This window comes from Gemella sp. GH3 (assembly GCF_013415425.1).
GTDB lineage: Bacteria > Bacillota > Bacilli > Staphylococcales > Gemellaceae > Gemelliphila.
The window spans coordinates 1-23,447 of record NZ_JACBYC010000080.1 but is presented as its reverse complement, the minus strand read 5'-3'; the positions used below and the strand labels follow the sequence as shown (position 1 = coordinate 23,447).

Here is a 23,447-nt window from a genome sequence, read left to right as displayed (position 1 = left end):
TAATAACAGTTACTAGTATTGAGCTTATAATCATTGAAACAAGAAAACTAATATTATAAATAATACCTACATTAAGTTTTGTTATCATAGGATACACTATTGAACTAAAAAGTAATATTAATACTATTTTTCTTATAATAATAGGAATTATTATCTTATACTTTATTTCAATATATTTCTTTTCCAAAGGTAATAAAAATATCGAATCCGCTTCTAAAATAAAAATTTTCAATTTGGTTACAGTTAATATATAGGCTAAACAAACAAAAACTAAAGTTATTACTACCATTAGTTGAAAAGGACTAGCTGATTCTAACCATTTAGAATAATTAAATATTACAGCTCCTACAGTTATCAGCAAAAACATTACAAGGTGCGAGTTGAAAATGTATTTATTGTATCTGGAGCGTTTTTCTTTTTCCTGATGTATTCTGTAATTGAATATTTCTTTAATATTATCCATTAATTACCTTTAGTCAATTTTAAATATATCTCATCTAGAGTCGCACCAGACATATTAAATTGTTCTCTTATATCATCTAAAGTACCATTTGCTAATATTTTACCTTCATGAATAATTATAAAATTATCACAATACCTTTCTGCTGTAGCTAGTATATGAGTTGACATTAAAATACTCTTACCTTTTTCTTTTTCTGAGCACATTAGATTAATTAAATCATTTATTGCTATAGGATCTAATCCTAAGAAAGGTTCGTCTATTATATAAAGATTAGGTTCTACTAAGAAAGAACAAATTATCATTACTTTTTGTTTCATTCCTTTAGAAAAATATACAGGGAAAAATTTCTTCTTATCACTTAAATTAAATAATTCCAACAATTTATCTGCTTTATTCCATGTTTCTTCTAATGTCATACCATAAGACATACCTACTAAATTAATATGCTCTTCAAGAGTTAATTCTTCGTATAAAATAGGACTTTCAGGAATATAAGAAATATTTTTACGATATTGTTCAACATTATCAAAAATAGTAATATTGTCTACTTTTATCTCTCCTGACATAGGTTTTAACAGTCCTAATATATGTTTAATAGTTGTACTTTTCCCAGCACCATTAAGTCCTATTAATGCCGTTATATTACCTTTTGGAATATTAAAAGTAACATTTTCTATTACTTTTTTTCTGTTATATCCTCCCGTCAAGTTTTTTATTTCTAAAACCATCTATTTCCTCCTCTACTTTATTTAATATATTATCAATTTGGTTATATAATTGCTCTCTAGTTCCATTATTATCAAGCACATAATCTGCTAAAATAATTTTTTCTTCAGACGGTATTTGACTAGCAATCCTTTTTTCAGCTTCTTCTATACTAAAATTATTTCTTTTTACTAACCTATAAATTTGTGTTTCTTTATTTACATGAACTACTATTACTTTATCAACCAAATCAACAAATTTACTTTCAAATAATAAAGCTATATCTAAAAATATTAGTCTTTCTTCAGTGTCTAAATTTTCTAATATCTTCTTTTTTATGACAGGATGTGTTATTGAATTTAATTTGAATAAATTTTTTTTACTTGAAAAAACAATTTTAGACAGTTCTTTTCTATTTACTTCATTATTTTCTAATATTTCAGAAGAAAAATGTTCTACTAATTCTTTCTTTACAGAATCATAATTTAGAACATCGTGACCTATCTTATCTGCATCAATAACTCTATACCCTTTAGATATTAAATAGTCACTAACTGTACTTTTTCCACAAGCTATACTTCCTGTAATAGCTACTTTCATCTTATCACCTACTAATATTTTTATAATATTCATTTTATCACAGCTACGTATCTTTTACTATATTTTTATAATAATAAAAGATTTTATTATAAATAAAAAGACTAGATATAATATTATACCTATTTATTGAAATTAGAACTCTGCTTAATTTAATCAAAAACAACACAAAATAACATTTCATCTACAATATAATCAAAAACAATACTACTTGTCTATCTAATATTTTCATACTCTTTATAAATAACAAATGCATTTTAAATAATAAAAAAGCCCACTGTAAGAGTGGGCTAATATTTTATACAATATAAAATAATGATTATTAAATTTATTTCTTTCATTATAAATGAAAATTAAAACATATTAATTATTAATTAAAATTTATTACACAATATCTAAACTAAATTTATTTATTAGGCATTACTTTATTCATAATAATTGCTACTATAGCACCTATAGCTATAGGAGAATTTAATAAATATTGTAACATTTGTGGAGCAGATGTTACCACTTCTTTTGGAATAAATAATAATCCTATTGCAAATATTAATGGTATTCCTATTATATATAATTCTCGTTCAGAAAAATCAGCATTCTTAACTACTCTAAATCCATTTAGCATAATTATCATACATACTACTGCGAATACTCCTCCTATTACAGAAGAAGGAATAGAATTAATTATAGCTGCTAATTTACCTAAAAATGATAATAAAATAAACCATCCAGATGCAAAAATAAAAACTTTTCTACTAGCTATACCTGTTATTGATATAATACCCGCATTAGTAGAATAACCTGTCACAGGTGTAGATCCTACTAAAGCAGATACTAAACATCCAAATCCTTCACCTATAACTCCTTTGTTAACTTGATTGTCAGTAAGTGGTGTATCAATAACCGAACTAACTGCATACCATGTTCCAGTAGTTTCTGCTAATAACACCATATAAATTACAAGCATAGTTAAAATAGCTGCAAAATTAAAGTCTATACTGTAATCTATGAAGGCAAGTTTTGGAAAGCTAAAGAAACTAGCTTCCGATATTGCTTTAAAACTAAAGCCACCCATAAAATAAGCTACTGTCGTTCCAACACCTAAAGCTAAAATAACTGAACTTATTTGTAAAATTCTAGCATACCTCTTAAAATATGTTCCTAAGCTTGAAAATAAAACTAAAGTAAAAGCTGTTATAGCTGCTAAAGATATATTTTGATTTATAGTCAAATTATTACTAGATACATAAATATTACTATTGAAAGCGGATGGTAACAGAGTAAGTCCAACAATCATAATTATAGTACCGCTGACAATAGATGGGATATAGTTTCTTACTATATATTTATAAATTCCAGAAAATCCTAAAATTACTATCAAAACAGATCCAACTATACTAGCACCTATTACACTTCCCATTCCATTAGCGCCTAGATAGATACCTATTATAGCTCCTATAGGAACAAATGAAGGCCCTTGACATACAGGCAATTTCAAATAAAATAAAACTTGAATTAATGATGCTAATCCTGCTGCTAAAAACGTCGATTGTATCAAACCAGTAGCATCTCCCGCAGCTAATGATAAGGCAGTAGCTATAATAAATGGAGGAACATATATGTCCATAGCTAAAACATGCTGTAATCCTAGTATAATCCCTTGAGATGTTGGTATATTTTGATCTACACCTATAGTTAAATTATTTTTCATTTTCTTCTCCTAATTATTCTCATAAACAAGTTTTCCTTGTATCCAAACTTGTTTAATATTATTAATAGTTGATAAATACAATATTTTCTCTAATAAATGTTTTTTATCGTTAAAAATGTTAAAATTAGGTAATTTACTCTTAGATGCGTTTATATCAATAACTTGCAAATCACAAATATATCCCTCTTCTATAATACCTAACGGAAGTTTTAGTGCGTCCCCTCCACCTTTTGTAGCCAAATAAAATGCTTCTACTACAGATGTTCTAGAATCATTAACTCCTCTATTTGTATTAGAAATATTCGAGTCAACTCCATCTTCCAACATTCTTGATGATATAACAACTTGCTTAATATTATCATATAAACTTGGAGAAAATCCTCCTGATATATCTGTACCTAAACCGATATTTACACCTTGTTTCTTTAATCTTTTTACAGGTAACACAGCATTAGCAAAATAAGAATTAGAAATAGGACAATGCGCTATAGATGTTCCTGTTTGATTAAAAATTTCTCCGTCTCCTTCGTTTAGAAAATTACAATGTGCCATTACTGACTTTTCTCCCAAAAGTCCAAATTTATTAAGGGCTTGTGTATCAGTCATACCTAACCTGCTTTTTACATAGTTATGCTCCCAATCACATTCACTACAATGGGATTGAACATAAGCATCATATTTCTTAACTATTTTACCTAATCCATACAATGCTTCATCTGTGCAACTAGGTATGAAACGCGGTGTAACAACTGGATAAACTCCCTGTAAAACATTCTCTCCTAATTTAATTACATCTTGAATAAACTTTTCTGTATCTAATAACGCCTCATTAGTAGAGTTATCTCTGTAGTAATCTGGAGTCATTTCTACATTATCCATTACAACTTTACCTACAAAACCTCTTTGTCCATTATTAATACATGATTTCACTAATTCTAAACTAGAATTATGATGAACAGTAGCAAAATACATTGCAGTAGTAGTACCACGAGCTACTAAGTTTTTTACTAAATCATCATAAACCTTTTGGGCAAAATTAACATCGCTATATTTTGCTTCTAGAGGAAATGTACATTCATTTAACCACACATCTAGAGAATCATCTAATGCGATTCCTGCCTGTGGCCATTGGGGTGCATGAATGTGTAAATCTATGAAACCAGGTAAAAAATATTGACTTTCAGATAATTCTACTAAAATATTCTTATTAGTTGCTTCTTCAATTATAGGTTTGTAATATTCATTTTCTTTCTCTATTACATTTTTTATAATACCTTTATTGTCAACTAATATCAAAATATTATCTAAATATTCTAATGTACCATATTCTTTAGTTTGAAATACTGATCCTTTAAAAACATTATTAATATTATTTAACATTTTTACCTCCCTATCAACATTATTAGATTTTCATAATATAACATACTTTTATAATAAATTCAATATTTTTTAACTCATAAAGTTTGTTTTTCTAATTGTTATTTGCATTTTAAAAATAAAACGTACGTGTATTAAGTCCGAATAAAAAATATGCCTTACTAATAATTATTAGCAAGACATATTTCTATACACTCTTTAATATTCTCTTTTTGATTTTATCAAGCTCATATTTTAGAGAGGCTCCTTCTCCCCACTTCAACATAAAGTTCTTATAATTAATATTAGTTTTTATCACTTGACCATCTTCTAATATTAAATTAATTTTTTTAGTTTTTTTGTCAATTTTTGCTGTGTGAGGATTTATAGACAGATAATTCATATTTAGCCAAAAACTACCTTCATTATCATTTTTTGTAATACCAAAAGGCAACCAAACACTACCATATTCATCATTTATTATTACAGGTACCTTTTTGTCACATAAAATTGTTTTTTTCGTCTTTTTACTACAATTTTCATAAGTATCCGTATTAAATATTTCACAAATAGTAGTTATTACCTTTGAGGGCTTTATATCTACTAAAATTTCTCCATTTTCATAGCAATACAATTTAGAAATAAGTGCTCCCATATTGTCATAAAAACAGCTTATTGCCATAATTTCATACTTTTTTATTAACATAACTATATCATGTTTTGTAAACACATTCATAACTTCCACCTCTAATTTTATTATAACAAATTGTATATAATATTTCTAGAAATTATATGTTTTACAAAATAAATTAGTATATCTATGATATCGTATAACTTATATTAATTTATTTAAAATATTATCTATTTCAAACTCTTCTAAAAGAATATAATAATCAAAATAAACTATACAAATCAAAATTATTTGTATAGTTTTAAATTATATATTATTTATTTTTTAAATTTTGTTCTTCTTTGTATCTTCACTCTATTTATAGATACCGAAAATACAGACGCTATTAATATGCCCATCGCTATAGCTCCTGCCTGTAGCAAAGTATCTACTCCTAATTGGGCTCCTACTGAATAATTTTTTGTAACTAAATTTTGCATAGTATAATACATTCCATATCCGGGAACTAATGGAATTATTCCTGTATATATAAAAACTGTTGCCGGCATTTTCAATTTTTTGGAAGCATTACTAGATAGTAAACCTACTAATACTGCTCCTACTAAAGTAGCTACTACTACATCTTTTGAAATATGTCTTATAAATATAAATACCATCCAAGCACAAGAGCCTATAAAAGAGCAAGTAAGTAAAGATCTTCTAGGAGCATTAAAAAATATAGCAAATGCAAATGTTACTATAAATCCTAGACTAAACTGTATCATTAAATAAATATAGTCATAACTAAAATTTGTCATAAAATTACTCCTTCTTAACTTAATCTAAATCCAAAAATAACCCCTAATGCAATAGCAGAAGCTATAAAAGTTGCAGACATAACACCTACTATTCCTGACATATAATCTCCTGCCATAAAATCACGTACAGAATTTGTTACTTGAACACCAGGAACTAATGGCATAAGACCAACAATTATAATACTTCCAGGATGTTGAATATCAAAAAAATTATCAGCCCAACCTGTCAAAACAGTAGCCAAAAAAGCACCCAAGAAATTGCTTAAATAAAACATAACCTTAAACCTTGTAGCATATATCAAAAAATATCCTTGTATAGCCATTATAGTACAAGAGTAGATTGCATCTTTGAAAGTTCCTCCAAACATAACCGCAAAAAAAGGAGCGGATATCATAAGAGCTAAAACAACAGTTATATCAGAATATGGTTTTGTATTGCGTATTTCTTCTAATTTGGAAAATGCTTGCTCAATATCTGTCTGTTCTCCGGACACAATTTTTCTAGATAAATCATTCATTAAAGAAATTTTCTCTAAATTTTTATCTCCCAAAGTTACTCTGCGCATCGCGGTCATATTCGATTCACAATAAATAAAAGTTATAATTACAAAATTATAATTAATAAGAACATTTACTGTTTCTATATTTTTATATGCACCTAATATCCTATATATAGTATCTTCAACCCTATATACCTCTGCACCATACGCCATCATAAGTCTTGCAATTTTAGCACTGAAATTTAAAACATCTTTTGCTTCTTTTTTACTCTTAACTAACAATATCCTACCCTCCTTAAAAATTTTTTGTATTAATTAATATAATATACTTTTTATCATACTTTTCATATTTTGTAAATCTTTTATTTTTTCTAAATTCTTATTCGTAGAATTTTCTAACTGTTTTAAAATATAATCAATCTTATTTATTTCTTCTTCATATTTTTTAATAAATATTTCTTGCTTTTGCTTTAATAAGTATCTTCCAAAAATTTTTTCTTCTTCACTTAAATTCATCTCACCTTTTTTAGCAACAATTATCTCATAAATATGACCATCTTCTTCCAAAATATCTTCTGCATAAATATTATAGTTTAATTGTTCTAGCTTTTCTCTAACTAAATTACTAGCTACGTTAGGTTGTAATATTAACTGCTCTACATTTACTAGTTTATCTTTTCCACTCTCTAATATATCCGCTATTAATTTTCCACCCATACCACAAATAGTTATTACTTCTATATTATCGTCTAAAGAGAAAACTTCCAAACCAGATCCCTTTATACAATTAATTACATTGGTCAAATTATTATCTTTTACATTTTGAATAGAAACTTTATGTGGTCCTTCGACAACTTCACCAGCTATAGCAAAATCTACTTGATCTTTTTGTGCCAAGTAGATAGGAAGATAAGCGTGATCACTTCCAATATCTGCCAATCTTCTATATTCCACAAATTCAGCTACTTTTTTTAATCTATTTTTTATATTTATACTCATTATATCTCCTTACTCATCAAGAAAATCTTTACTAAAGCTAGTAGTAATAATATTCTTCTTATTACTTTTTTTCTTTAATTCAACTATAGTATCTTTTCCATATTTATCATTTATTGCCTTCATAGTTTTATTCAGTTTGAGAACTTCTTCACTATTATTTGCAGAAAATATATCTAATTGTTCGAAAATATTTTCTATCTTTTCTACATCATTTAAAGATACACCTAGTAAACGAATTTTTTTCTCAATATCATAAACATCGAGTAATAATTCGCTAGCATACATATAAATTTCTTGTTCACTATTAACATACTTTAATACTTTTTTTGCCTTAGTTACAGTTTTAAAATCATTATATTTTATAATAATTGAAATATTATTTCCTAAATAATCTCTATTTTGAGCTCTTGTAGAAACTTTTTTAGATAATTTTCTTATTTCTACCAATATATCATCAATTTCTTCTAAATCTGTCGGATAAGTTTTTGAATTTCCTATAGATTTTCTCTCCATTGTATATTTCAATTTTCTATTATCTTCTCCATTAGCTTTTTGTTTTAATCTAAGACCTTGAACACCTAGAAGACTATTTAATATTATCTCATTAGCCTGTGCAATATCTCCTATAGTCTTAATTCCATATTTTTTTAATTTTGCTGAAGAAGCTTTACCACAGCCATGCATTTTAGATATATCCATATTCCATAATATATCTTTATAATTTTTTTTATTTATTATAGTAAACCCTTTAGGTTTTTTCAAATTAGACGCCATTTTAGAAAAAAATTTATTATAAGAAATTCCTACACTAGAAGGTAATTTCAATTCTTTATAAATTCTTCTTTGTATCAATGCCATTGTTTTTATCGGTTCATTTATATCTGTTAAATCTATATACGCCTCATCAATAGAAACTACTTCAACATGTGGAGTGTACGTTTTTATTAAATCAAAAACTTTTTTTGATTCTTCTTGATATCTTTCAAAATTAGGCTTCATTAATTTGAGAGTAGGACAAAGCTTTTTAGCTTCTCCTACTCTCATAGTTGTTTTTATTCCATAACTTCTAGCTATATAGTTAGAAGTTACTATGATTCCATGTCTATCTTTTATAGAACCTGCTATCGCAATAGGTTTATCTTTTAATTTAGTATCGTATTTTTCTTCTACACTAGCATAGAAGCAGTTCATATCTATATGTGCTATTACTCTACTCATTCGACAAACCTCCTAAAATTATATTAACTTAAACTATAGAAAAATTAATAACTATTATTGGCTTTCTTTTTGTATTATCGTATAACAAACTAGATAACATAGTTCTTAGTTCTGACTTAATTGCAGAACACTCTCTTAAAGATTTTATAGGATTATTTTCTATGTACTCAGCAATTTTTTGTTCAGCTTCTTTTATTAATTCTGCGCTTTTCTTAACATAGACGAATCCTTTAGTTTGAATACATGGTTTTCCTAAAATAGATTTAGTTTTTCTACTTATCGCATAAGATGCAACAAAAATACCGTCATTTGAAAGAACCTTTCTATCTTTTAAAACACTTTCTTCTATAGTTCCTACACTCTTACCATCTATTAGAACATTTCCAACAGGAATATTATTTTTTATTACTTTAACCTTGTTTCCAATTAATTCTAATGTACTTCCTTTTTCTAATAAGTGCACATTTTCTTCTAGAACTCCTGTTTGCATTGCAAGTTCTGTATGAATTTTTAAGTTTCTATATTCACCTTGTACAGGAATAAAATGCTTAGGTTTTAATATATTCAACATCATTTTTAATTCTTCTCTTGTAGCGTGACTTGAAGCATGTAATCTTTTAGATGACGCTACTACATTAGCACCTAATTTCACTAATAAATTCAACGTATCATAAAGCATAACTTCCATAGTAGGAGAAGGTGTTGCTGCTACCATAATAGTATCGCCTTGCTCTATATTTATACCTTTTACTTTTCTTTCTGCTAATTGTTTCATAGCTTTTATAGGTTCTCCCTGCTCTCCAGAAGATAAAATAAAAATTTCATTTTTAGGATAATTATTTAAATCTTCTATAGAGATAAACTTACTATCATCAATTTTCAAATAATTAAGTTTACGTGCAGATTTAATTGCATCTTCTATAGCTCTTCCTACTAAAAGTATTTTTCTATTTTGCATTAAAGCAGCTTTTAGAATATGAGATATTGTTAAAAAGTTAGAAGCATAACAAGTTACAATTAATCTTTTGTTAGCCTGATAAAAAGCAGATTCTATTTGTTCAGCAGCTTCTTGTTCTGGAATATTGTAACCAAATGTATTTGCGTTTATAGAATCACTAAGTAAAGCTAATACTCCTTCTTTTCCTATCTTGCTAATTTCAAAAATATCTGATTGATATTCTTTGGTAACTGATTGATCAAATTTAAATTCTCCTGTATAAACTATATTACCTTTTGTAGTAGATAAAGTAACACCTAATGAATCAGGCATAGAATATGTTGTCTTAAAAAATGATACTGTTGTATTATCGAAATTATAAACACTGTTGCTGTTAACATAATTAAATTTCAAACGTTTTTTTACACCTAATTGTCTTAAATGATTTTTTAATAATTCTATTGATAACTTTGAACCAAATATTGGCAAGTTTAGTTTATCAACTATGTAAGGTATAGCTCCCATAGCACTAACATGACCATTTGTTATAAATATACCTTTTATTTTATTTTTATTCTTTATCAAATAAGATATATCTGGAATAACAGCATCTATACCTATCATTTTTGTCTCTGGAAACATTAATCCTGCATCTAATAAGAACATTTCGTCGTTAATTTCTACTAGATACATATTCTTAGCTATTTCTTCTACCCCTCCTAATGGAGTAATTTTTATTTTTTCGTTATTATTTTTTTTATATTTTTTCTTATTCATTCTATCCTCCTTTATAAACCACTTATCCTCTATAAAATAACTTATATTAATTATTTATTATTTTTAAATTTTAACATTGATTTAATGGGTTCATAATCTTCTCTATGAATATCACAAACACCATATTTTTCCAATCCTATAAGATGTTTTTTTGTTCCATAACCCATATTATTTTCAAAATCATAATAAGGATACTTAATAGCATACTGTTCCATCAATCTATCTCGATATACTTTTGCTATTACAGAAGCTGCTGCTATAGACACACTTTTGTCATCACCTTTTATTATACTATGACTATTAATATCAGGTATATCTAATGGCATAGCATCTATTAATAAAAAGTCTGGTTTTATAGATAAATTATTTACAGCTTTTATCATAGCTATCTTAGTTGCATTGTAAATATTATGTTTAGCTATTTGTTTATTATCTAATTCTACTATACTATAATCCAAACATTCTTCAACTATTTTACTATATAACTCTTCTCGTTTGGCTTTTGTTAATTTTTTGGAATCAGCAAGACCAGGAAAATAACTATCTTTCTTTAAGATAACAGCTGCTGCTACTACCGGACCAGCCAGAGGTCCTCTTCCTACCTCATCAATCCCACATATGTACTTGTATCCTAAATTATAGCATTTTTGTTCATAAATTGTCCTGCTAGCATATTCTTCTTGTTGTATTTTTTCTTTAGATATTTGTTTATAGTAGCTATCTAATAATTTTTTTACACCTATTCTTTCGTCATTAGATAATTCTAGTAATAATTCATCACTAACATTAGAGTTTTTTAATTTATCTTTTATTTCACTAATTTTCATTTTTTAACATTTCCTCAAAGTTATCTAAAGTTATTAAGCCGAATTTTTGAGTCCTAAAATCTTGAATTAATAATTTGATAGTGCTATCGTAGTCATAATCACCATCAATTAATTTATAACACTTCTTAGCTATTTCTTCCATTATCGTTAAATTATTTGTATTATGATTAACATTTATCTTATAGACACTATTTAATTTTTCTAGATAATGTCTTTTTAAAATATCAATTAAATATAAACTAACATCATCTAATGGTGTAATATCATCTTTAATAGATCCTACAAGACTTAGTTTTTTTCCTATTTCTTGATTATCAAATTTAGGCATCAAAATTCCAGGTGTATCTAACAATTCGATATTTTTATTCAATTTTAGCCACTGTTGTTTTTTTGTAACACCAGGTCTATTAGCTGTGTTAGCCACATTCTTATTTATTACTTTATTAATAAAGGTTGATTTCCCTACATTAGGAACACCTATAACCATAGTTCTTATAGCTCTAGGCTTAATTCCTTTTTCTATCATTCTCTCTAGCTTTTCTGATAATTCTTCTCTAGCTGAATTAATAATATCATTTAAGTTTTTACTATTTTTAGAATCAGAATATACTGCCTTATAACCATTTTCTTCAAAGTATTTTTTCCATTTTGCAGTTTCTTTTTTGTCACACAAATCTATTTTATTGAAAATAATTATTTTCTTTTTATCTTTTACAACTTCATCTAAATACATATTGTGAGAAGATAATGGACAACGTGCATCAACTAACTCAAATACAATGTCTACTAGTTTTAATTTTTCTCTAACTTCTCTAGTAGCCTTAGCCATATGACCTGGAAACCATTGAATTACCATAATAAATCCTTTCAAAATTTAATTTATTCTAATATTTATCACTAGATAAAAAACTGTGACTATCTTATTATCAATTAGACTTCACAGTTTAAAAATTATATTTATATCTACTTTATCCTAAAATACACTAAGATATTATATCATTTTTCTGATTTATCCACAACTATTATGTTGTAAATAATATATAATAATATACATACTTACTAACTTCTAAATTATTAAAAATAATCTTTATTTTTTAAAATAAAAAAGGAAGATTTCTCTTCCATATTTATAAATATATTTAATATGCAGTAAAATTAATTATATTATTAATAATGTTTTAAAAATTATTAAATAATATTCAAAACAATTATTATAAATTATCTCTCCATTGCACTAGCTCTGCAATATCTTCTTCCTTTATGTATCCTTGAATTTTTGCTTCTTCTATTAAAGCATCGTAATTAGTTAAAGTGCTGTAAGATATATTTTCTTTCTCAAATTCTTCCTTTGATTTATTAATTAAGTAACTAAAAATTGCAACTACTCCTAATACTTCACATCCTGTTTCTCTTAATGCTTTTACTACATTAATTGAAGATACACCTGTAGAAATTAAATCTTCCACAACAACTACTTTATCATTACTAGTTATTTTTCCCTCTATTTGGTTAGTTTTTCCGTGTTTCTTTTTAGAATCTCTTACGTAAGACATTGGCAAATCTAATATTTCACTAACCCACGCTGCATGTGGTATACCCGCTGTTGCCGTACCTGCTATTACTGTTGCTTCTGGATAATTTTCTTTTATTATTAGAGATAATCCTTTTGCAATATTACGACGCACACTAGGATACGACATAGTTAATCTATTATCACAGTATATAGGAGATTTCAACCCAGAAGTCCAAGTAAAATAATCATTAGGTCTTAATTCTACAGCTTTAATTTCTAATAAATTTTTTGCAATATCTCGTTCTAAATTTTTCATTATATCACCTTTCATATATTTACTATTTAATAAATTTTTCTTCAAAAGATTTATACGCTTTTATAGGATTTTTTGATTGTGTAATAGGTCTTCCAACTACTATATATGTTGATCCCATTTCCTTTGCTAACAATGGCGTAGCAACTCTTTTTTGATCTCCATTATCATCAGATTCTAGACGTATACCAGGAGTAACCGTAAGAAACTCTTCTCCACATTTTTCTAATATATCTCTTACTTCATAAACAGATGATACTACACCATCTAATCCAGATTCTTTTGCTAGTTTTGCATAATTAAGTACACTTTCCTTTAAGCTAACATTTATTAATTGCTCTTTTAACATCTTTTCCTCAGATGTTGATGTTAATTGAGTAATGGCTATAACTTTGGTATTGTTACTACCACCATCTATCATTCCTTTTTTGGCTGCACGCATCATTTCTTCTCCACCTGCCGCATGAACAGTTAGAATGTCAATATTAAACTTAGATAGACCTAGCGTTGCACCGTATACCGTATTAGGTATATCATGCAATTTTAAATCTAAAAATATTTTATGTCCTTGATTTTTTATTGCTTCGATAACTTTTGGACCATTTTGTAGATATAATTCCATTCCTATTTTAACAAATAATTTTTTTCCATTAAATTTGTTCAAGAAATCTAAAGTCAAATCTAAGTTGGAAAAATCTAATGCTATTATTATTTCTCTTTTCATAGTTTTAATTCTCCTTTATCAACATAAAATTACTATTTCCAAGCTCTATCTTTTAGCTCTAAAATATGATTTACTCCTAATTCATCTAAAGCATTTGGTAATCTTGAAATTATTTTGGGACAAATATAAGGATCAGTAAAATTTGCCGTACCTATAGCTACAGCACTAGCCCCTGCCGATATAAAATCTATTACATCCCATTCATTCATAATTCCACCCATACCTATTATAGGAATATTTATATTTTGTGCTACTTGATAAACCATTCTTATAGCTATAGGTTTAATCGCAGCTCCGGATAGACCTCCTGTTCCATTAGCTATGATAGGTTTTCCTGATTTCTTATCTAATCTCATACCTATCAATGTATTTATCATTGTTATCCCATCTGCTCCGCCTTCTTCAACTGCTTTTGCCATTTCTACAATATCAGTTACGTTAGGAGAAAGTTTAACATATACAGGTACACTCGAAACTTCTTTAACTTTTCTAGTCAACTCTTTTGCTACTTCAGGATCCGTTCCAAACTGAATTCCTCCACATTTTACATTAGGACAAGATATATTAAGTTCTAGTGCTTTTACGTTTGTAGCTTTTGAAATATGCTCTGCTACGTATATATAATCTTCTACATCACTACCTGCTACATTAGCTATTATAGGAACATCAAATTTCTCCAGTTTAGGTAATTTATCATTAATTATTTCATGAACTCCTGGATTTTGTAATCCTATAGCATTAAGCATACCACTAGATGTTTCTGCTACACGTGGTGTAGGATTACCGTTTCTTTTTTCTTTTGTAGCAGCCTTTATCATTATGGCTCCTAATTCGGATAAATCGTAAAAATTGGCATATTCTAAACCAAATGCAAAACATCCTGATGCTGGCATAATTGGATTTTTTAAATCCAATCCTGGTAACTTTACTCTTAATCTGTTATCCATACTAATATACTCCTAAAAAATTATTTCTTCAGCTTTAAAAACTGGACCATCATAACAAACACGTGCTGTATCATCTATTTCTGTTTTACAAACACAAGCATAACAAGCACCTATACCACACGCCATTCTTTCTTCCAAAGATAAATACCCTTCCTTTTGATTATTCATTTCTTTTAAGGCTTTTAACATAGGCAATGGGCCGCAACTGTAATATTTATCATATTGTAAATTATATTTTTTTATGACATCTGTAACATATCCTCTTTCGTCAAAAGATCCATCAGCTGTACTTACGTAAGTATTGCCTAATTCCATAAATTTATCTTTGTAAAAGACATCATCTTTATTATTAAAACCTAGAACATGAATAGTTTTTATATCTATTTCATTAAATTTTTTAGCAAGTTCATATAGAGGAGGTATTCCTATTCCACCTCCTACCAATAGAGCTGTTTGTCCAGAATTTAAACTTTTTATATTATATCCTTTTCCTAAAGGACCTAAGACATCTACAAAATCCCCTATCTTTAAATTAGATAATATATTTGTTCCATCGCCTTCTGCTCTATAAATTACGACAAAAGTGTTACTTTCTTTATTTATTTCACAAATAGAAATAGGTCTACGCAGTAAATATTCACTACTATTATTAACTCTAATATTTACAAATTGTCCTGCTTCATTCATATTTTGAACTATATCTCCATACAAAGTTAATCTAAAAATATTACGTGCGATATTTTCATTATTAATTACTCTTGTCAGTTGAACTTGCATTTTAATTCTCCTTAATTATTTTTTTAATATAAATTTATTTAGAAAACTTTATGTTATTTAAACTTTAGAGATTATAAAACTCATTGATTCTAAAACATTTAATAAAGCATTAGCTGTATCTAATGAAGTTAAGCAAACTACATCTTGCTCACTTGCTGCCCTTCTTATTTTAAAACCATCACTTGTACTTTTCTTTTCTTTTGATGTAGTATTTATAATAATATCTATATTTCCTGAATATATCTTATCTAAAACTGTATCTTTTTCGTCTGAAATTTTATTAACTTTTTCTACCCTTAAATTTTGTTTTTTAAAGTAATTAGCAGTTCCTTCTGTAGCTAGCAAATTATAACCTATGTCAGTAAATCTCTTAGCTAGTTTTAAAGCTTCTTCTTTGGCATCTTCGCTGACTGTAAATAAAATATTTCCACCATCTTTTATTTTTATTCCTGCTGCTAACAACCCTTTGTATAAAGATTTTTCCAGAGTTAACTCGACACCCATAACTTCCCCTGTTGATTTCATTTCTGGACCTAGCGTCGTATCTACATCTTTTAATTTTTGGAAGCTAAACACCGGAATTTTTGTATATATTTTATTACTAGGCTCTATTAATCCTGTGACATATCCTTTATCAGATAATTTTTCACCTAATACTGCCTGCATAGCTAATTTAGCCATAGGAACTCCTGTAATTTTACTTAAGAAAGGTACAGTTCTTGAGCTTCTAGGATTAACTTCTAATACGAAAACTTCATCATTACTAATTACATATTGGATATTTAAAAGTCCTATAATATTTAAACCTTTAGCTAACCTTATAGTGTAGTCTACTAATTTACTAATAAGATCTTCATTTATATTTTGCGGTGGATACACTGCAATCGAATCTCCTGAGTGTACACCTGCCCTTTCAATATGTTCCATAATACCCGGAATTACTACCGTTGAACCATCGCAAATTGCATCAACTTCTATTTCTTTTCCTATTAAATATCTATCTACTAATACTGGATGCTCCGGAGAAACTTTCACTGCGTTTTGCATATAGTAACGTAATTCTTCTTCTTTATAAACTATTTCCATTGCTCTACCACCTAATACATAAGATGGTCTAACTAATACTGGATATCCTATTTCCTCACCATGTCTAACCGCTTCTTCTACTGTAAATGCTGTCTTACCTAAAGGTTGTGGAATGTCTAAACTCCTTAATAAAATTTCAAATTTATCTCTATTCTCTGCGTTATCTATTTCTTCCAAAGATGTTCCTAGAATATTAACACCTTTTTCTGCCAGACTATCTGCTAAATTAATGGCAGTTTGTCCTCCAAATTGCACAACTACACCTAATGGATTCTCGTGATTTATTATCGCCATAACATCTTCTGTAGTTAACGGCTCAAAATATAATTTATCAGATATAGAAAAATCTGTAGAAACAGTTTCTGGATTATTATTTATAATTATAGCTTCATATCCCGCTTCTTTAATAGATTTTACTGCGTGAACTGTTGCATAATCAAACTCAACACCTTGTCCTATACGTATAGGTCCCGATCCTAAAACTATTATTTTCTTTTTATCACTAACTATTGATTCTTGTTCAAACTCATAAGTAGAATAAAAATATGGTGTTTTTGAAGCAAATTCTGCAGCACAAGTATCAACCATTTTAAATACAGGTTTTATATTATTTTTATTGCGTAAATTATAAACATCTTCTTCTGAAATATTCCAACGATGAGCAATAGTTTTGTCAGAAAAACCATACTTTTTAGCATACTCTAATAGCTCTAAATTATATTTGTTGTCCTTTAATTCACGCTCTATATCAATAATATTTTGCATTTTATCTAAGAAAAATAAATCTATTTTGGTTATATCTCTAATTTCTTCTGGAGTAATGCCTCTACGTAATGCCTCACCTATAAAAAACAATCTTTCATCACTAACTTGTTTAATACGATCAATTATATAATCTAACTCAAAGTTTTCTCCATTTGGCAATCCAAGATGATAAACTCCATATTCTAAAGAACGAATAGCTTTTAGTAAACTTTCTTCATATGTTCTTCCCATAGCCATAACTTCACCAGTAGCTTTCATCTGTGTTCCCAGTTTCCTATCTGCTTTTTCAAATTTATCAAATGGGAATCTAGGTATCTTACTTACAACATAGTCTAAAGCTGGCTCGAAGCATGCATACGAAGTTTCAGTAACAGGATTTATTATTTCATCAAGTGTTAGTCCTACTGCAATTTTCGCAGCTATTTTAGCTATAGGATATCCTGTAGCTTTAGAAGCTAATGCAGATGATCTAGATACACGTGGATTTACCTCTATAATATAGTATTTAAAAGAGTTTGGATCTAAAGCTAATTGAACATTACAACCACCTTCTATTTTCAAAGCTCGTATAATCTTTAGAGAAACATCACGTAACATATGATATTCTCTATCTGTTAATGTTTGTGACGGCGCTACTACTATAGAATCTCCAGTATGAACTCCTACTGGATCAATATTCTCCATATTACATACAACAATAGCTGTGTCTTTACTATCGCGCATTACTTCATATTCTATCTCTTTATATCCTGCAATAGATTTCTCCAAAAGACATTGAGTTACTGGAGAATAATGTAGTCCATTACTTACTATATCTTCTAATTCTTTGGAATTGTTACATATTCCTCCTCCAGTTCCTCCCATTGTAAATGCTGGTCTTACAATAACAGGGTAACCTATTTTTTCTACAAATGCATATGCTTCTTCTAAATTATTAATTATCTCTGACTCAGGTACTGGCTCTCCTAGTTCAAGCATTAAATCACGGAATAGTTCTCTATCTTCTGCTTGCTTTATAGAATTCAGTTTTGTTCCTAATAATTCAACATTATATTGCTCTAGAATACCTCTTTCATGAAGTTCTACCGCCATATTCAAACCTACTTGTCCTCCTAAAGTAGGTAACAAAGCATCAGGTCTTTCTTTTCTTATTATTTTTGATATAAATTCTGGAGTTAATGGCTCTATATAAATCTTATCAGCTATTTCTTTATCAGTCATTATAGTTGCTGGATTAGAGTTAACCAAAATAACTTTATATCCTTCTTCTTTTAATGATAAACAAGCCTGCGTTCCTGCATAATCAAATTCTGCTGCTTGACCTATTATTATAGGTCCTGATCCTATTACTAATATTGTTTTTATATCTTTTCTTTTAGGCATACTTATACTCCTTAATTATTAGTAGATTGTTTTGTTTTTTGCATATTTGAAATAAATTCATCAAAAAGATAACTTGAATCGTGAGGTCCTGGAGAAGCTTCCGGATGATATTGAACAGAAAATATTGGATACTTTTTATGTCTTAATCCTTCACAAGTTCCATCATTAACAGCTATGTGTGTAAGTTCTAAATCAGTATTTTCTAAAGAATTAATGTCAACAGCATAACCATGATTTTGTGATGTTATATCAACTCTACCTGTTAAAAGATTCTTAACTGGCTGATTCGCACCTCTATGACCAAATTTTAATTTATAAGTTTTTGCACCACAAGCTAATGCCAACAATTGATGTCCCATACAAATTCCAAAAATAGGTACTTTTCCTATTAATTTTTTAATTGTTTCCACAGTTTCCATAACATCTTCTGGATCTCCTGGTCCATTACTTAGCATAATTCCATCAGGATTTTGACGTAAAATTTCTTTATAGCTGGTATTATATGGCATAACTATAACATCACAATCTCTATAGTTTAGCTCTCTTAAAATTCCAGATTTGGCTCCACAATCAAGTAGCACAACCCTATGACCTCTACCAGATGATAAAAATGATCTAGTTGTCGAAACTTGACTAATTTGATCGTTAGGTAAATCTGTATTTCTCAATTTAGATAGTACCACTTCAACATCGTTATTTATGTCTGTAATAACTCCTTTTATTGTTCCGAATTTTCTAATCTTTCTAGTTAAGCTACGAGTATCAATACCTGAAATTCCTGGAATATTTAATGATTTTAACACATCGTCTAATGTGTATTCGCAACGGAAATTAGAAGGTTTACTACAATGCTCACGAACTACCATTCCCTTTATACTAGGATTAATCGTTTCATAATCATAACGATTAATTCCGTAATTACCTATTAATGGATAAGTAAATGTTACTATTTGTCCGTTATAAGATGGATCAGACAAAGTTTCTTGATATCCAGTCATAGCTGTATTAAATACAACTTCACCAGTCATTTCAACATCACTTCCAAAACCGTAACCCTTATAGACTGTCCCATCTTCCAAAACTAATTGTTTATTATATTTATACATTATTATGCCTCTCTTAATTTTAATTATTATAAGCTATCATTATCTTGATAAACTATATTACCTTCACATAAAGTTAGTACTGGTATTCCGTATACTTCTTCTCCTGCATATGGAGTATTACGACCTTTTGATAAAAACTTATTAGGATCAATAGTCTCTTTTTTATCTAGATCTATAACTACAATATCAGCAAAACTTCCTACTTCTAGTTTTCCATATGGTAAATCAAAAATTTCAGATACTTTTCTACTCATCATATTAATCACTTGCTCAAGAGTAAATATTCCAGTTTTTACAAAATAAGTGTAAAGTTGAGCAAAAGCCGTCTCGCTACCCACTATTCCAAAAGCAGATTCTGCCATAGGCAACTCCTTTTCATATGTAGCATGGGGGGCGTGATCTGTTGCTATAATATCTATAGTTCCATCAAGAACCCCAGCTATAAGGGCTTGTCTATCTTCTGTTGATCTTAACGGTGGATTCATTTTCCACATACCTGTTGCCTCTACTATATCATTTTCATCACTTATTAAATGATGTGGGCAAACTTCACAAGTTACATTTATTCCTGCTTTTTTAGCTTCTCTAATAATTCTAATAGATTCTTTAGTAGATACATGACAAACATGATAATGACATCCTGTATCTTCTGCTAGCAGAACATCTCTAGCAATTTGAACAGACTCGCATACTGATGGAATTCCTTTTTGATTAAGCTCTTTACTTCTTTTACCACAATGCATGCAACCTCCTAATATTAATGAGTTATCCTCACAATGAGCGACTATAGCTTTATTTAATTTTGCAGCAATTTTCATAGATTGATACATCATATTAGCATTTTGTACCCCTCTACCATCATCACTAAAAGCAAAGACATGGTTAGCTAATTCATCAAATTCGGCATAGTCTTCTCCTAACTCTCCTTTAGTAATTGATCCATAAGGTAAAGCTCTTATAACACTGTCTCTTTCTATTAAATCTAACTGAATTTTTAAATTATCATAAGTATCTGGAACAGGATTTAAATTCGGCATAGGCATAACTGTAGTAAATCCTCCTCTAGCAGCTGCTCTAGAAGCATTATAAATCGTTTCCTTATGACTAAATCCAGGCTCTCTCCAATGAACATGAACATCTATAAATCCTGGAAATACAAATTTACCTTTCAAATCAATAATTTCTACATTCTCTTTTTCTATATGTTCCTCTATTGCAATAATATTTTTATTATCTATTAAAATATCTTTTGTTATCAATTTTCCGCCTTCTAGTAATTTTCCGTTTTTTAATAGTAGCATAATTTCTCCTTATAAATTATTATCTTTTATTATTTTTTCTAATATAGCCTGCCTCATATACATACCATTTTTCATTTGTTCAAAAATTACAGATTTATCACTTTCAACAAGACTATCTGCAATCTCTACCCCTCTATTAACAGGAGCTGGGTGCATAACTATAGCACTGTCTTTCAATTTTCTATACCTTTCTTGTGTTAAACCATAATTTATGTGATATTCGTCTTTATCGAAAACTATTTCTCCGTCATGACGTTCATGCTGCACCCTAAGAAGCATACAAATATCAATGTCATTTATAACAGTATCAAAATTTACTACCTCACCTAAACTAATATCTTTGAAAACATCTGGACTAACAAATTTTACATCCGCACCTAACCTTGTCAAAATATTAAAATTACTTCTAGCTACACGAGAGTTTTTTATATCCCCAACAATTGCTATTTTTAAACCTTCAATCTTATTAAAACGTTCATAAATCGTCATAAGATCAAGTAAGCATTGACTAGGATGTTCTCCGCTACCGTCTCCCCCACTAACAATAGGAATGTTTAAATTCGTAAGATTTTTATAATATTCACGTTCCTGATGTCTAATTACAAGAATAGAGCAGCCAATCATTTCCAACGTTTTACAAGTGTCGTAAAGACTTTCTCCCTTATTTATAGAAGATGTAGTTGTTTCAAAATTAATCAAATTCAACTTCATTTTTTGTTCTGCAACTTCAAAACTATGTTTTGTTCTCGTAGAATTTTCAAAAAATAAATTAGCCACAAATAAATCATCTCTCTTTAGAATATCAGAGCCATTTTTTAATTCTAATGATCTATTTATTAGCTTATAAACCTCTTCATTACTTAAATCATTCATAGAAACTATATTTTTCATAAGTACCTCTTCTCTTTAATTTTTATAAAAAAAATACCTTGTTAGCCAACAAGGTATTTAAATGGATAGATTTCGCCATTTTTCATAGCAAAAATTAATCCTAATTAATCTCTTATTAGCCTCTCTGGACTATCTTAAAAAGATATTTATTTAATTTTTCACATAAGTATAACTCGATCTACGTTATCTACCTCTGTTAATTGTACTTTTACATTTTCTTTTCTAGATGTTGGAATATTCTTTCCTACATAATCTGCTCTAATAGGAAGCTCTCTATGTCCTCTATCTATTAAAATAGCTAGTCTTATAGCTTTAGGTCTGTACTGTTCAATTATAGCACCAATGGCTGCCCTAACAGTTCTTCCAGTATATAAAACATCATCAATAATTACTACAACTTTGTTCGTAAGATTTAATTTGAAATTAACATTATTTACTAAAGGATCATTATTTTCTATAGATAAATCATCACGATAAAATGTAATGTCTAAAACTTCTACAGCAATATTAATCCCCTCTATATTTCTTATTTTTTCTTTTATTCTTTTGGCTAAATAAATTCCCCTAGTTTTTATTCCTACCAAAACAATTTCTTCAATATCATCACCTTTTTCAAGAATTTCATGTGATATCCTAGTGATCATTCTTAATATCGCTTCTTCATCAAATAAAACTTTTTCTTTCATATTATCCTCCAAAAAAAACTCTGACATTTAGTCAGAGTTGAAATATCTTAAACAAATAAACTTACATACCGAAATATTTCTTTTAGTCTCTCTGGACTAGGTTAAAGAACATATACTTATTAAACTTATAATATTGTATATCATTTATTTTGCAATGTCAATTAATAACAATAAAAATTTTAAAAATTTTTTAGATAATACTATTTTTCATTTTTGCCTATCGTATTTTTCAAAAATGGATATATTATAAATAAATTTATAAATATTGAATTAATTACTATTAAAATACAATTAATTATTTTAAAATACTCATTATATCTTAATAAATATATAGCAAAAATATAAATTAATATATAAATGCTAACATATATCATTTTCTTTAGCATAATTACCTCAACTATTCATAAAATTATTACGTATTTATCAACAAATTAAATATT

22 protein-coding genes are annotated in these 23,447 nt (G+C 28.1%); all 22 read right to left on the bottom strand.

From position 1 onward, the window contains the following. Positions 1-463 (bottom strand): ABC transporter permease (locus HZY83_RS02030; protein WP_179942416.1); only part of this gene is annotated, 463 nt, incomplete at its 3' end. Then, complete coding sequence (locus tag HZY83_RS02025; protein WP_179942415.1) at positions 463-1,191, bottom strand: ABC transporter ATP-binding protein; 729 nt, start codon at positions 1,189-1,191, stop codon at positions 463-465. The genes HZY83_RS02025 and HZY83_RS02030, both read right to left, overlap by 1 nt. Further along, on the bottom strand, positions 1,154-1,801 hold the full coding sequence (coaE, locus tag HZY83_RS02020) for a dephospho-CoA kinase (protein WP_228098443.1): 648 nt from the start codon (positions 1,799-1,801) through the stop codon (positions 1,154-1,156). The genes HZY83_RS02025 and coaE overlap by 38 nt, the downstream gene beginning before the upstream one ends. 370 nt (positions 1,802-2,171) lie before the next feature. Further along, positions 2,172-3,473: a uracil-xanthine permease family protein gene (locus HZY83_RS02015; RefSeq protein WP_179942414.1), complete on the bottom strand. Its 1,302-nt coding sequence runs from the start codon at positions 3,471-3,473 to the stop codon at positions 2,172-2,174. A gap of 9 nt (positions 3,474-3,482) precedes the next feature. Then, the gene (guaD, locus tag HZY83_RS02010; RefSeq protein WP_179942413.1) at positions 3,483-4,853 is read right to left on the bottom strand and encodes a guanine deaminase; all 1,371 of its coding nucleotides are present in this window, start codon (positions 4,851-4,853) and stop codon (positions 3,483-3,485) included. Between the two features lie 184 nt (positions 4,854-5,037). Beyond that, complete coding sequence (locus HZY83_RS02005) at positions 5,038-5,565, bottom strand: competence protein ComK (RefSeq protein ID WP_179942412.1); 528 nt, start codon at positions 5,563-5,565, stop codon at positions 5,038-5,040. A gap of 212 nt (positions 5,566-5,777) precedes the next feature. Continuing rightward, a complete protein-coding gene (locus HZY83_RS02000) occupies positions 5,778-6,257 on the bottom strand; it encodes a threonine/serine exporter family protein (RefSeq protein WP_179942411.1) in 480 nt (159 codons plus the stop codon). Between the two features lie 14 nt (positions 6,258-6,271). Continuing rightward, positions 6,272-7,039 (bottom strand): threonine/serine exporter family protein, encoded by a 768-nt coding sequence (locus tag HZY83_RS01995; protein WP_228098442.1) that lies wholly within the window; start codon positions 7,037-7,039, stop codon positions 6,272-6,274. Between the two features lie 33 nt (positions 7,040-7,072). Next, a complete protein-coding gene (locus tag HZY83_RS01990) occupies positions 7,073-7,756 on the bottom strand; it encodes a tRNA (adenine(22)-N(1))-methyltransferase (RefSeq protein ID WP_179942410.1) in 684 nt (227 codons plus the stop codon). Between the two features lie 9 nt (positions 7,757-7,765). After that, the gene (locus HZY83_RS01985) at positions 7,766-8,974 is read right to left on the bottom strand and encodes a DNA polymerase IV (RefSeq protein ID WP_179942409.1); all 1,209 of its coding nucleotides are present in this window, start codon (positions 8,972-8,974) and stop codon (positions 7,766-7,768) included. Between the two features lie 28 nt (positions 8,975-9,002). Continuing rightward, entirely contained in the window at positions 9,003-10,688 is a 1,686-nt protein-coding gene (locus HZY83_RS01980; protein WP_179942408.1) for a ribonuclease J, read from the bottom strand. A 50-nt stretch (positions 10,689-10,738) separates the two neighbouring features. After that, positions 10,739-11,515, bottom strand: a complete 777-nt coding sequence (locus HZY83_RS01975) for a ribonuclease HII (RefSeq protein ID WP_179942407.1) — start codon at positions 11,513-11,515, stop codon at positions 10,739-10,741. Beyond that, entirely contained in the window at positions 11,505-12,371 is an 867-nt protein-coding gene (gene ylqF / locus HZY83_RS01970) for a ribosome biogenesis GTPase YlqF (protein ID WP_179942406.1), read from the bottom strand. Before ylqF ends, HZY83_RS01975 begins: the two co-directional genes overlap by 11 nt. Before the next feature lie 355 nt (positions 12,372-12,726). Then, on the bottom strand, positions 12,727-13,344 hold the full coding sequence (gene pyrE / locus HZY83_RS01965; RefSeq protein WP_179942405.1) for an orotate phosphoribosyltransferase: 618 nt from the start codon (positions 13,342-13,344) through the stop codon (positions 12,727-12,729). A 22-nt stretch (positions 13,345-13,366) separates the two neighbouring features. Further along, positions 13,367-14,065, bottom strand: a complete 699-nt coding sequence (gene pyrF, locus HZY83_RS01960; protein ID WP_179942404.1) for an orotidine-5'-phosphate decarboxylase — start codon at positions 14,063-14,065, stop codon at positions 13,367-13,369. Between the two features lie 32 nt (positions 14,066-14,097). Continuing rightward, positions 14,098-15,012 carry a dihydroorotate dehydrogenase gene (locus HZY83_RS01955; protein WP_179942403.1) on the bottom strand — a complete coding sequence of 305 codons (915 nt, stop codon included), beginning with the start codon at positions 15,010-15,012 and terminating at the stop codon, positions 14,098-14,100. Between the two features lie 12 nt (positions 15,013-15,024). Then, positions 15,025-15,789, bottom strand: coding sequence for a dihydroorotate dehydrogenase electron transfer subunit (locus HZY83_RS01950; protein WP_179942402.1), 765 nt, complete (start codon positions 15,787-15,789; stop codon positions 15,025-15,027). A 57-nt stretch (positions 15,790-15,846) separates the two neighbouring features. Then, positions 15,847-19,023, bottom strand: a complete 3,177-nt coding sequence (carB, locus tag HZY83_RS01945; protein WP_179942401.1) for a carbamoyl-phosphate synthase large subunit — start codon at positions 19,021-19,023, stop codon at positions 15,847-15,849. A gap of 11 nt (positions 19,024-19,034) precedes the next feature. Beyond that, positions 19,035-20,129, bottom strand: a complete 1,095-nt coding sequence (carA, locus tag HZY83_RS01940; protein WP_179942400.1) for a glutamine-hydrolyzing carbamoyl-phosphate synthase small subunit — start codon at positions 20,127-20,129, stop codon at positions 19,035-19,037. A 26-nt stretch (positions 20,130-20,155) separates the two neighbouring features. Next, a complete protein-coding gene (locus HZY83_RS01935; RefSeq protein WP_179942417.1) occupies positions 20,156-21,433 on the bottom strand; it encodes a dihydroorotase in 1,278 nt (425 codons plus the stop codon). Positions 21,434-21,439: 6 nt separating this feature from the next. Beyond that, the gene (locus HZY83_RS01930; protein ID WP_179942399.1) at positions 21,440-22,321 is read right to left on the bottom strand and encodes an aspartate carbamoyltransferase catalytic subunit; all 882 of its coding nucleotides are present in this window, start codon (positions 22,319-22,321) and stop codon (positions 21,440-21,442) included. A 158-nt stretch (positions 22,322-22,479) separates the two neighbouring features. Further along, on the bottom strand, positions 22,480-23,007 hold the full coding sequence (gene pyrR / locus HZY83_RS01925) for a bifunctional pyr operon transcriptional regulator/uracil phosphoribosyltransferase PyrR (RefSeq protein ID WP_179942398.1): 528 nt from the start codon (positions 23,005-23,007) through the stop codon (positions 22,480-22,482). Positions 23,008-23,447 lie beyond the last annotated feature (440 nt).